Origin of the sequence: Demequina sp., assembly GCF_016278765.1 — a bacterium.
Lineage (GTDB): Bacteria > Actinomycetota > Actinomycetes > Actinomycetales > Demequinaceae > Demequina.
The window spans coordinates 49,856-61,554 of record NZ_JADQBE010000011.1; the positions used below are offsets into that span (position 1 = coordinate 49,856).

10 protein-coding genes are annotated in these 11,699 nt (G+C 67.6%); 4 read left to right on the forward strand and 6 right to left on the reverse strand.

What is annotated here, in order from left to right; all coding sequences use genetic code 11:
* Window positions 1–48: 48 nt before the first annotated feature.
* Both QZZ29_RS02220 and rsgA read right to left on the reverse strand, forming a co-directional pair.
* Window positions 49–867, reverse strand: a complete 819-nt coding sequence (locus QZZ29_RS02220; RefSeq protein WP_291381035.1) for an inositol monophosphatase family protein — start codon at window positions 865–867, stop codon at window positions 49–51.
* Between the two features lie 95 nt (window positions 868–962).
* Window positions 963–1,982 carry a ribosome small subunit-dependent GTPase A gene (rsgA, locus tag QZZ29_RS02225; protein WP_291381036.1) on the reverse strand — a complete coding sequence of 340 codons (1,020 nt, stop codon included), beginning with the start codon at window positions 1,980–1,982 and terminating at the stop codon, window positions 963–965.
* 93 nt (window positions 1,983–2,075) lie between these two features.
* Here rsgA and QZZ29_RS02230 point away from each other — a divergent pair, with 93 nt between their 5' ends.
* Window positions 2,076–3,059: a Gfo/Idh/MocA family oxidoreductase gene (locus QZZ29_RS02230; protein WP_291381037.1), complete on the forward strand. Its 984-nt coding sequence runs from the start codon at window positions 2,076–2,078 to the stop codon at window positions 3,057–3,059.
* A 30-nt stretch (window positions 3,060–3,089) separates the two neighbouring features.
* Here the strand turns inward: QZZ29_RS02230 and aroA are convergent, their stop codons facing one another.
* Together aroA and QZZ29_RS02240 are read right to left on the reverse strand one after the other, a co-directional pair.
* Window positions 3,090–4,442, reverse strand: a complete 1,353-nt coding sequence (gene aroA / locus QZZ29_RS02235) for a 3-phosphoshikimate 1-carboxyvinyltransferase (protein ID WP_291381038.1) — start codon at window positions 4,440–4,442, stop codon at window positions 3,090–3,092.
* A complete protein-coding gene (locus tag QZZ29_RS02240; RefSeq protein WP_291381039.1) occupies window positions 4,439–4,915 on the reverse strand; it encodes a hypothetical protein in 477 nt (158 codons plus the stop codon). The genes aroA and QZZ29_RS02240 overlap by 4 nt, the downstream gene beginning before the upstream one ends.
* Window positions 4,916–5,090: 175 nt before the next feature.
* On the opposite strand from QZZ29_RS02240, the gene QZZ29_RS02245 reads away from it, so the two are divergent.
* From QZZ29_RS02245 to QZZ29_RS02255, 3 genes are all read left to right on the forward strand, one after another.
* Window positions 5,091–5,669, forward strand: coding sequence for a sigma-70 family RNA polymerase sigma factor (locus QZZ29_RS02245; protein WP_291381040.1), 579 nt, complete (start codon window positions 5,091–5,093; stop codon window positions 5,667–5,669).
* 71 nt (window positions 5,670–5,740) lie between these two features.
* Window positions 5,741–5,986: a mycothiol system anti-sigma-R factor gene (gene rsrA, locus QZZ29_RS02250; RefSeq protein WP_291381041.1), complete on the forward strand. Its 246-nt coding sequence runs from the start codon at window positions 5,741–5,743 to the stop codon at window positions 5,984–5,986.
* Between the two features lie 329 nt (window positions 5,987–6,315).
* On the forward strand, window positions 6,316–7,404 hold the full coding sequence (locus tag QZZ29_RS02255; RefSeq protein WP_291381042.1) for a PilT/PilU family type 4a pilus ATPase: 1,089 nt from the start codon (window positions 6,316–6,318) through the stop codon (window positions 7,402–7,404).
* Between the two features lie 13 nt (window positions 7,405–7,417).
* Here QZZ29_RS02255 and QZZ29_RS02260 read toward each other — a convergent pair whose 3' ends face one another.
* Both QZZ29_RS02260 and QZZ29_RS02265 read right to left on the reverse strand, forming a co-directional pair.
* Window positions 7,418–8,020, reverse strand: a complete 603-nt coding sequence (locus QZZ29_RS02260; RefSeq protein ID WP_291381043.1) for a GDSL-type esterase/lipase family protein — start codon at window positions 8,018–8,020, stop codon at window positions 7,418–7,420.
* The gene (locus QZZ29_RS02265; protein WP_366478879.1) at window positions 8,017–11,550 is read right to left on the reverse strand and encodes a multifunctional oxoglutarate decarboxylase/oxoglutarate dehydrogenase thiamine pyrophosphate-binding subunit/dihydrolipoyllysine-residue succinyltransferase subunit; all 3,534 of its coding nucleotides are present in this window, start codon (window positions 11,548–11,550) and stop codon (window positions 8,017–8,019) included. The genes QZZ29_RS02260 and QZZ29_RS02265 overlap by 4 nt, the downstream gene beginning before the upstream one ends.
* Window positions 11,551–11,699: the final 149 nt, after the last annotated feature.

Below are 11,699 nucleotides of genomic sequence, written 5' to 3' on the forward strand. Positions count from 1 at the left end.
CATCACGCGTGCGCGTCTCGACCGCTCCGCGCGCACGATGGCTGTGATCTACGCCGCGGTGAGGGTCGCGAGCACTGCCGAGTGGAGCGCGCCGTTGGAGGCAAGGGCGTCGCCACCGAACGGCCCAGACTCGCCGCCGAGCGACGTGAAGCGACCGCCGGCCTCCGTGACAATCGGCGCCAGTGCGACCATGTCGTGGAGTGCGAGCTCAGGCTCGCATGCCACATCTACCTGGCCCTCCGCCACCATCATGTAGCTCCAGAAGTCGCCAAAGGCACGCACGCGCCGGGCCGCACGGGTGAGGTCGAGGAACGGGCCGAGCATGCCGCGCTCCTCCCAGCCGGACAGGGAGCTGAAGGACACCGACGCTTCGGACAGGTTGGTCACGGTCGACACCTGGAGGCGCCGCGGCGCGGTGGGAAAACCGTGGACGTGGGTGACGCCCCACGCGCCGCTTCCGAGCGCCGCGTACCAGCGTCGGCCCAAAGCGGGTGCGCTCACCACGCCCACTACGGCCTCGTCGCCGTCCACGAGGCCGATCAGGGTGGCCCAGGCGGGAACGCCGCGCACAAAGTTCTTGGTTCCGTCAATCGGGTCGACCACCCACCGGCGCGCGAAGGACTTTCCGCCGACGGGGTCCAGTGCGCCGCGAGAGGCGCCGAACTCCTCGCCGACGATCGCGTCGTTCGGACGTGCGGCGGTGAGGCGATCGCGGACCAGGTGCTCGGCGGCGCGGTCGATCGCGGTGACAGGGGTGTCGTCGTTCTTGGTCTCGACCGCAAAGTCGCTCAGGGAGCCCGCGATCGTGAGGGCGTCGACCTCGTCGGAAATGGCGAGGGCCAACGCGAGATCGTCGGCGTAGGTCATGGGGACAGGGTAGTGGACGGCGCGTTGGCGGTCGCGAGTCGACAACCGTTCACCCGCCGTTCCCGTTGAACGAGCCGTTCGGGTCCTGCGAGGACTTAGTAGCCATCGCCCGATGCGCGCGAAATCAGCAGCCGCCGGATCGAGTCCAGCTTGATTGCGCGGTCGGGGTTGTCTCCCACCCAGTCGTCCAGCTTGCAGCCGTCCTCCGCGCTCAGGTGTGTGCAGCCGCGCGGGCAGTGCTCTGCCTCGTAGTCGGCCACGTCGGGGAAGGCGCTCATCATGTGCTCCGGATCCACATGGGCCAGTCCGAAAGAGCGAATACCAGGGGTGTCGATGATCCAACCGCCGCTGGGCACCTCGAGCATGAGCGACGAGGTGGACGTGTGGCGACCGCGCCCCGTGACGTCGTTGACGCGCCCCACGGCCCTGCCCGCGGCGGGTGCCAGGGCGTTCACCAGCGTCGACTTGCCCACCCCGGACGGGCCCACAAAGACCGTCTTGGAGTCGACCAGCTCCGTGCGCAGCAGGTGAAAGCCGGGGTCCGCCTCGGGCCCTCCCGCGCGCTTCACGGACGTCTCGATCACCGTGACGCCCAGCGGCTCGTACAAAGCGCGCATGGCGTCGGCCGTGGTCAGGTCCGCCTTGGTCAGCACCAGCAGCGCCCGCATGCGCGCGTCGAACGCGGCCACCAGGCACCGGTCGATGATGCGCGGGTTCGGCTCAGGATCGGCCACGGCCGCGATGATCGCCAGCTGGTCCGCGTTGGCGACCACCACGCGCTCGGCGGCGTCGGTGTCGTCGGCCGTGCGACGCAGGGAATTGACCCGCTCGTCGCGGCGCACGATGCGCGCCAACGTGTCGGGGGTTCCCGAGGCGTCACCCACCAGGCCGATCCGGTCGCCCACCACCAGCCCGCGGCGGCCCAATTCGCGCGCCTTGACCGCCATCACGATCGGACCCGCATCCGTCAACACCGTGTATCGGCCGCGGTCCACAATCACCACCGTGCCGTCGATCGCGTCGTTGTGCGCGGGTCGACGCTTGGAGCGAGGCCGCGAGCTGCGCGAGGGACGCACCTTCGCGTCGGACTCGTCGTAGTGGCTCCAGTCCGTCACGCGACCGCCGGGGATTCCGTCATGCTCCGAGACTACCGAGCCCAGCCGGATAGTGTGAGGAGTGTTCGTGCGAATGAGACGGAGGGTGTGACGATGGACGATGCACTGAGGATCGCCGTGGTGGGCGCCGGAGCGTGGGGCGCCCAGCACGCGCGCATCGTCTCACGACGTCGTGATACCGCACTGGTGGGCATCGTGGGGCGCGACCCGGACCGCACGGCGGCGCGCGCGGCCACGTTCGACACGGCGCCCTTCACCGACCTCGACACGATGCTCGACGAGGCGCGCCCCGACCTCGTCACGGTCTGCCTGCCCAACGAGGCACACTTCGCCCCCACCCTGCACCTACTCGAGCGCGGCGTGCCGCTGCTGGTTGAGAAGCCCCTGGTATTCGACCTGAAAGAGGCCGATGCGCTGCTCGCCGAGGCCGAGCGCCAAGGCCTGTTCTTCGCGATCAACCTCAACCACCGCTTCGCGGAACCGGTGATGCGCGCCAAGGCGGCGATCGATGCGGGCGAGCTCGGCGACATCGTGTTCGCCACGTGGCGCTTTGGCGGCGAGCCGAACTACGGTGATAGTCCGCACGCCAACCTGATCGAGACCCAAGTGCACGGGCTCGACATGCTTGAGCAACTGTGCGGCCCCATTGGTTCGGTCGCCGCCCAGATGACCGACATGACGCGGGCCGGGACCTACACCACGCTCGCGGTGGCGCTGCAGTTCGCCTCAGGTGCCGTGGGCTCCCTGGTCGGGTCCTACGACTCTTCGTATGCCTACCCCGACGCCCACCTGGTCGAGGTCAATGGCACCACGGGGCGGCTCATCATCGAGGACACCGTCAAGCGGCTGACGGTGTCGGCCGCGGGTGACGAGACCCGACGGGTGTGGGAGCCGGGGTACTTCAATGACGAGGCCCGTACCTTCGAGTACACGTTTGACCGGCACATGGACGCGGTGTTGACCGCGTTCCGTGCGGGCCAGCAGCCGCCGGTCCACGCCCGTGAGGGTCGCCGCGCACTCGCGGTGGCGATGGGGATCATCGAGTCCTTCGAGAAGGGCGTTCGAGTCGACGTCTAGGAGCGCGCCCCGAGGGATGGGCGCAGGCGCCTATGTGCCGCCGAGCAGTTGCGCCCACAGGCGCGGGAAGTCCGGCATCGTCTTGGCGGTGGCGCCCACATTGATGACCTGAATACCAGGGACAACAATCCCCACGATGGCCGCGAAGGTGGCCATCCGGTGGTCGTGATACGTCTCCAAGACGGCGCCCGAAAGCCCGCCAGCGGCATCGTCCGGGCTCGGCGCTCCGCCGAACGTGAGGGAGTCATCTCCGGCAAGGCACACGCCGCCCACGCGCTCCACCTCGGTCGCGATCGCGGCGAGCCGATCCGTCTCGTGGCCGCGCAAGTGCCCGATGCCGGTCAGCTCGGAGCGGCCCGACGCGATGGCGCACAGCGCCGCGATGGTGGGGGTGAGCTCGCCGGCGGGGGCGAGGTCCGCGGCAATGCCGCGAACATCCCCCGTGCCGGTGACGGTCATGACGGTGCCATCCAGGCTGCAGCGACCCCCCATGCGCTCCAGCAGCTCCGGATAGAGCACCCCGGGCTGTGTCGTGACCGCGGGCCAGCCGGGAATTCGCACCGTGCCCCCCGCCGCCAACGCCGCCGCCATGAAGGGGCCGGCGTTGGACAGGTCGGGTTCCACCCGCACGTCGCCCAGGGACAGGGCGCCGGGGTGGACCACCCACGTGCGTTCGTCGGGCTGGTCCACGCGCACCCCCGCGGAGCGCAGCGTCTGGCACGTCATGTCGATGTGCGGCAGGCTCGGCAGTGCCTTGCCCACGTGCCTCACGGTCAGCCCGCCCGGCAGTCTGGGGGCCACCAGCAGCAAGGCCGTCACAAATTGCGACGACGCCGAGGCGTCCACGTCCACGGAGCCGGGAACGGCGGTCGGCGGCGTCACCGTGAAGGGCAGGGTGCCGCGGCCGCCGTCTTCCACGGCAGCGCCCAGGGAGCGCAGGCTATCAATGAGCGCGTCCATGGGTCTCACGCGAGCCCCGGCGTCTCCGTCAAAGGTGATGGGTCTGATGTCTCCGCCAAGTCCGGCCAGGAGGGCCAGCGGCGGCACAAAGCGCATGACGGTGCCCGCGAGGCCGCAGTCGATCGATACGCCACCGCGCCATGGACCCGGCGTGATCGTCCACGCATCCGCGCCCACGTCTACCGAGACGCCAAGTGAGCGCAGCGCCTCGATCATGAGCGCGGAATCCCGCGACACCAGCCCCCCGCGCATCGTCACCGGGGCCTCGGCGAGGGCGGCGAGCACCAGAAAGCGGTTGGTCAGCGACTTGGAGCCCGGTACCTCGACGGTCGCATCAAGTGGTGCGTGGCCGTGGCGCACGGAATGTGTGGGGGCGTCCCACACCTCGCCGGGACCAGTGCCCGGCCGGAGCACACCGCTCACTTGCCCTTGCGTTCGGACTTGGCCTTCTCCGCGGCCTTCGCCCTTGACTTGGCCTTGTGGGCCTTCTTGCGCTTGATGTGCCCTGCGCTGTGTCCAGCGGTGGCGGCCAGCATGGCGCCGCCCAGCAGGGACAAGCTCTTCATGAACTGGTCAAGGGCGGCATCGCGCGCCTCGCCCTCCGGCAGGCGCCAGAACGGCGCTCCCGTAGCCACCGTGACGGCGGCAAGGCCGGTGAGTGCCACCCCGGCGGTGCGGGGGGTCTTGGAGATCGCCAGAATGGCGGCTGTGGCGGCAGTGGCGGCGCCGTGGACCCTGACGAGGGTCTCCATGGGCACCTCCACGCCGGCGTCCTTCAGGAGTGGGCCCACGACGGGTTCGGCCGCGGCCGCCCGGGCCTGCGGCTCCAGCGCATCGCGGACACCCCCGTAGACAAACCAGGAGGCCAACAAGGGACGGGCTAGTGAACGCATCATGTCTCCCAGCCTACCCACGCGCAGGCCGTTGTACACGGTGGGGAATGAGGACCCGTCATCTGGCGTTCTGAGAGGCATGACCCTGCTGGCCGAAAGGACCACGACGCGCGGGACTCAGGTCTGTGCGCCGGACGTCACCCTCGGGTGGTCGCGTGGCCCGGTAGGCTCGGTCGCAATGACCACTCACGCCGACGGTTTCGACTTCGAGACCGATGCCCTGTCCTTCATGGACCAGCTGTATGCCGCCGCGCTCAGAATGACGCGCAACGGTGCGGACGCAGAGGATCTGGTGCAGGAAACCTATGCCAAGGCCTTCGCGGGCCAGGACAAGTTCACTCCCGGCACCAACCTCAAGGCCTGGCTGTACCGTATCCAGACCAACGCGTTCATCAACACCTACCGCAAGAAGCAGCGCGAACCGAAGCGCACCGATGCCGACAACGTCGAGGACTGGCAGTTGGCGGCCGCAGCCGAGCACCAGTCCTCCGGGCTGGCATCGGCCGAGCAACTCGCTTTGGACAGCATCGGCGACGACGACGTGCGCAATGCGCTCGCGGAACTGTCCGACGACTTCCGGATGGCGGTGTTCCTCAGCGACGTCGAGGGCTTCGCCTACAAGGAAATCGCCGAGATCATGGACACCCCGGTGGGAACCGTGATGTCCCGGCTGCACCGCGGCCGCCGGATGCTCCGCGAGAAACTGCGCGAATACGCGGCCGAACGCGGAATCTACGACCACAGGGCGGGGTCGTGACACCATGAAGAATCAGTGGGAGACGAGCGCGCGTCATTGCGCCGGGGGTGCGTCAGTCGAGGAGGTGCACCGTGATTAAGCGGCAATGCGAAGAGGCCTTGGACAAACTGTTCGAGTTCATCGACGGCGAGTTGTCGGACGAGGAGCTACTGCGCATCGGCGCGCACCTGAAGGACTGTCCGCCGTGCGAGGCCGAGCACCGCATCAACGAGAAGATCCGGTTGCTGGTGTCCCAAGCGCACGGAGACAAGGCTCCCCACCAGTTGCGCGAACGGGTGCTGAGCACCCTGCAGATGGCTCGCGACGAGTACAAGTAGCAGGACTGTTGTTGTTGCGCTGGGGCGCGAGCATCACAAACAAAGCCCGCGTCGACGGACGCGGGCTTTGCTCATCTCAGGGCTAACAGCCCTGCACGAATCAAGCGTTGGGACGCTTGCCGTGATTGGCGCCGGACTTGGCGCGCGTCTTGCGCTTGCGACCACGCTTGCTCATGGTGACTCCTTGGGGTTCGTTCGGGCGACCCTCCATCATTCCACATCGACAGCGAAACCACACCGCCCGCCCCGAATCGGCGTCGCGGACGCACCGTCGCACGCAACGCGTTAGCCTTCTCAAGTCAAGGTCCCGTGATGCCGATGGAGCAATCGTGAGCGATCAGCCCGTTTCCGTTATCCCCCTCCTGCACGCCCTCGCGTCCACGGGAGGCTCCGACCTTCACTGCAAGGTGGGGTCCGCGCCGCGTATCCGCGTCGATGGCCGTCTGCGCAAGCTGCAGGTGCCGCCGCTGACGGCTGAAGACACGCGAAACATGGTGGCCCAGGTGCTGCCAGAGGACCTGGTGGCGCAGTTCCGCGACATCCACGAGGCGGACTTCGCTTTCTCCCTGTCCGGGGTGGGACGGTTCCGCGTCAACGCGTACGTGGCGCGCGGAACGGACTGCCTGGTGTTCCGTCGCGTCGCCGTGGGCGCCCAGCCTATGCATGAGCTCGGAATTCCGGCGGTCGTGGCGGACCTCGCGCTCGAGCCGCGCGGACTCGTGCTGGTGACCGGGCCCACGGGTTCCGGAAAGACCACCACCCTCGCGTCGATGGTTGACCTCATCAACACGGTCCGTGAGGTCAACATCATCACGGTCGAGGACCCCATCGAGGTGCTCCACAGCGACAAGAAGGCGATCATCAGCCAGCGCGAGGTGCGCTCTGACACCCTGGACTTCATGAACGCGCTGCGCGGAGCGATGCGTCAAGATCCCGACGTGATCCTCGTGGGTGAGATGCGCGACATCGAGACCGTACGGGCCGCATTGTCTGCGGCGGAGACCGGGCACCTGGTACTCGCGACGCTCCACACGGTGGACGCACAGGACACCATCAATCGCATCGTCGACTTCTTCACTCCTCACGAGCAGACGCAAGTGCGTGCCACGCTGGCGCAGACGCTGCGCGGCATCGTGTCGCAGCGACTCGTGCGCAAGATGGACGGTTCGGGCCGGGCCCTGGTGGCCGAGGTCATGATCAACAACGGCCGCATCGCCGAGGCGATCGTCGACCCGTCGAGTCAGCCGCCCATCCTGGACCTGATCTCGGAGGGCGAGTACTACAAGATGCAAACGTTCGACCAGCACCTGTTCCGCCTGGTCACCTCCGGGGAAGTCTCGTACGAGGACGCCATCGCGATCGCGTCACGGCCGCACGACCTCACAGTGACGCTACGCAACTCCGGCGCCGACGTTTAGCCCGCGGCCGTCGCTAGACGGCAGGCTGCTCGACGCCCAGCCAGTCGTGCCAGGCGGAGTGCAGCACCAGCCACGCCATGAGCCCGTAGCCCGCCTGGTGGGGAAGACTCTCGTGTCCTATCGCCATGTCGGCCACCCACTGCTCGTGGCGCGCGAGCGGCCCGAACATGTCCACGTAAGGGACGCCTCGGCGCGCGGCGGATTCTTCACACAGCGCGGAAAGCTCCGCAATCGCCTGCTGGTCCTCCGCGCGACCCGGCGGCGGCCCGGCAAGCATCGTGCGAAAGCCGAGCGCCTTGGCGCGGTCCAACGTGTTTGCGATGTTGAGGCGCGTCATCGTGGGGGAGATGCCACGGTGCACGTCATTGCGGCCGATGGCGAACAGCACGGCATGAGGAGCCGCGCCCGGAACGGGGTCCCCGGTGCGCCGGAGCGTCTCGTCGTCCCATCGCGCGGTCAGTTCGCCGGTGGTCTCTCCCGGCACGGCAAGGGTGTGGAATCGCAATTCTGGGGCCAGGGGGAGGGTGCGTGCAGCGACACGCCCCGTCCATCCCAGCGCTTTGGGGTCTCCGTGACCCGCCGTGAGTTCGTCGCCAACGAAGAAGACGTGTGTCACTTGTCGAACGCCCTCGCCACGAGATCAGCCTGCTCCTCATGGTGGCGCGAGGCAAGCCCCGACGCCGGCGAGGCGGAAGCTGGCCGGGAAACCACCGCGATGGTGTCACCGACAACTTGCGGCAGGGTCAGCGACATGTTGGCCCACGCGCCCTGGTTCTGCGGCTCCTCCTGGACCCACATGAGCTCGGCACCGTCGAACGGTGCCAACGCCTCGTGGATCCGTTCTACGTTCAAGGGATACAGCTGCTCGAAGCGGACGATCGCGGTGGACGTGTCGCCGGACTTGTCCCGCTGCGCCAACAGGTCGTAGTACACCTTGCCGGCACACATCAGTACGCGTGTGACATGGGAGCCGTCCACGGCATCGTCCCCGATGACTTCCCGGAACGTACCCTGAGTGAAATCCGCGACGTCGCTCGCGGCGGCCTTGAGGCGCAGCATCGACTTGGGGGTGAAGACCACGAGCGGTTTGCGAGGACGGTTGTAGGCCTGCCGACGCAGCAGATGGAAGTACGACGCAGGGGTGGACGGCATCGCGACCACCATGTTGTCCTCGGCCGCCAACTGCATGAAGCGCTCGACCCGGGCGGACGAGTGGTCCGGTCCCTGGCCCTCGAAGCCGTGGGGCAGAAGCATCACCACGGACGACGACTGTCCCCACTTCTGCTCGGCCGACGAGATAAATTCGTCGATGATGGTCTGGGCGCCGTTGACGAAGTCGCCGAATTGCGCCTCCCACAGCACCAGGGCGTCGGGCCGCTCCACCGAGTACCCGTATTCGAAGCCAAGACTGCCGTACTCGCTGAGGTGGGAGTCGTAGATGTTGAGGCGCGCCTGGTCGGAGGCGAGGTACATCAGCGGCGTCCATTCGGAACCCGTCGAGCGGTCGTGGAGCACCGCGTGGCGCTGTACAAACGTGCCGCGCCGTGAGTCTTGGCCAGCCATCCGCACCGGTACGCCCTCTTGGAGTAGCGAACCGAACGCGAGCAGTTCGCCGTATCCCCAGTCGATGCCGCCCTCGCGGCTCATGGCGTCGCGCCGCTCCAGCAGCTTCGCAAGTTTGGGGTGGACCGAGAAGCCCTGGGGTGGGCGCATGTGCGCGCGACCGATGCGTTCGATCTGTTGCGGCGACACCGACGTCTGCCAGCCGACCATCACGCCGGCATCCGAGGATTGCGATGACGGCAACTCCAGCCCGGCAATGGTTTCGGCGTGGGAACCCGCGAAACCCTCGCGAGTCTCGAGGAACACCCGCTCCAGCTGCGCGAGGTAGTCCTGCGACATCTGCTCCGCTTCCTCATCCGTGATGTCGCCGCGCCTGATCAGGGCCTCCGTGTAGAGGTGGCGCACGGAGCGCTTGGTCTCGATCAGGTCGTACATGCGCGGCTGCGTCATGGAGGGATCGTCACCCTCGTTGTGACCTCGGCGGCGGTAACACACCATGTCCACGATCACGTCACGCCCAAAGGCCTCGCGGTACTCGAAGGCCCGTCGCGCGGCGCGCACACACGCCTCGGGGTCGTCGCCGTTGACGTGGAAGATGGGGATCTGGAAGCCCTTGGCGATGTCGGTGCAGTAGCGCGTCGACCGGCTGTCCTGCGGGCCGGTGGTGAATCCCACCTGGTTGTTGATGATGACGTGCACGGTGCCGCCGGTCTTGTATCCGCGCAGCTGCGCCATGTTCAGCGTCTCTTGGACGATGCCCTGGCCGGCGAAGGCGGCATCGCCGTGGACGAGCACCGGCAGGATCGGATAGCCGTCTGTGGCGGGGTCCGCACCCAGCGCATCGAGTTTGGCGCGCACGATTCCCTCGAGCACGGGATTGACCGCCTCAAGGTGGGAGGGGTTGGCGGCCAAGTACACGTTGGTGGTCTCGCCGGTGTCGGCCGTGAAGACGCCCTCGGTGCCCAGGTGGTACTTGACGTCTCCCGAGCCTTGCACCGAACCTGGCACCGCCGTGCCATCGAACTCGGAGAAGATCTGGCTGTACGACTTGCCCGCAAGGTTGGCAAGCACGTTGAGGCGGCCGCGGTGGGCGATGCCAACGCACACCTCGTGGATGCCGGCACGTGCGGCTGACGACAGGATCGCGTCCATGAGGGGGATGAGGGATTCGCCGCCCTCGAGCGAGAAGCGCTTTTGGCCCACGTACTTGGTCTGCAGAAATGCCTCGAACGCCTCGGCGGCATTGAGGCGGCCCAGGATGCGTAGGTGCTCCTCGCGGCTCGGCTTGGTGTAGCCATGCTCGAGACGCTCCTGGAACCACGCCCGTTGCGCGCGGTCAGCGATGTGCATGTACTCCACACCCACCGTACGGCAATACGCGTCGCGCAATCGACCCAGCACCTCGCGCATCTTCCACCGCTGTTTGCCGGCGAAGCCTCCGGTCGAATACTCCCGGTCCAGGTCCCACAGGGTGAGGCCATGTGTCTGCACGTCCAGGTCCGGGTGGCGGCGTGGGCGGGAACTGAGCGGGTCGACGTCGGCCATCAGGTGGCCGCGTGAACGGTAGGCGTGGATCAGCTCGGCGATACGCGCGGGCTTGGCGAGTTCCGCATCCTCGTCGGTGTCCACGTCGGCCACCCAGCGCACCGGCTCATACGGCACGCGCAGCGCCACGAATACGCGGTCGTAAAAGCCATCCAACCCGAGCAGCTTCTTGTGGACCAGGCCCAAGAACTCACCCGACTGCGCGCCCTGGATGACGCGGTGATCGTACGTCGAGGTCAGCGTGAGTACCTTGGAGACGCCGAGACGTGCGATCGTCTCGAACGAGGCGCCTTGGTATTCCGCGGGATAGTCCATCGCACCCACGCCGATGATGGCGCCCTGGCCCTGCATCAGTCGCGGCACAGAGTGGACCGTGCCGATGGTGCCGGGATTGGTCAGGCTGATGGTGGTGCCCTGGAAGTCGCTCGCCTGCAACGTGCCCGCGCGAGTGTGGCGCACCAGGTTCTCGTACGTCTCCCAGAACTGAGCGAAGTCCATGTCGTCCGCGGCCTTGATGTTGGGCACCAGCAGTTGGCGCTGACCGTCCGGCTTGGTCATGTCGATCGCGAGACCGAGGTTGACGCCGCTCGGTGTGGCGACGGCGGGCTTGCCGTCCTGCGTGGTGTAGCAGACGTTCATTGCCGGGTACTCGGCGAGCGCCTCGACGATCGCGTAGCCAATTAAGTGAGTGAAGCTCACCTTGCCGCCACGTGTGCGCGCCAAGTGGTTGTTCATCACCACCCGGTTGTCCATCAGCAGCTTCGCGGGGATGGTTCGCACGCTGGTCGCGGTGGGCACCTCAAGCGAGGACTCCATGTTGCTGACCACGCGAGCGGCCGTACCGCGCAGCCGCTCGACGCCTTGATGGACGTCGGTGTGCAGCAGGGCGGGATGTTCCGGGCGCTGCAGGTATGCGGCGCTCGGCGCCACCGCGGTGGCGATCGGCTGAGTGGGCAGAAGTTCGTGTTGGACGTCGGCGACCGGCACGGGGTCGGAGCCCGACTGCGCGGCATCAGTGGGCGCGACGGACTCTGCCACGGGAACCGGCGCGGGCGTACTCGGCTTCTCAGGCGCCGACGCGTGGGCTGGCGGCGGAGGTGGAGGCGGAGGCGTCTGTGACGACGGAGGCGGAGGTGGAGGCGGAGGCGTCTGTGACGACGGAGGCGGAGGCGGGGAGGGCACGGTCG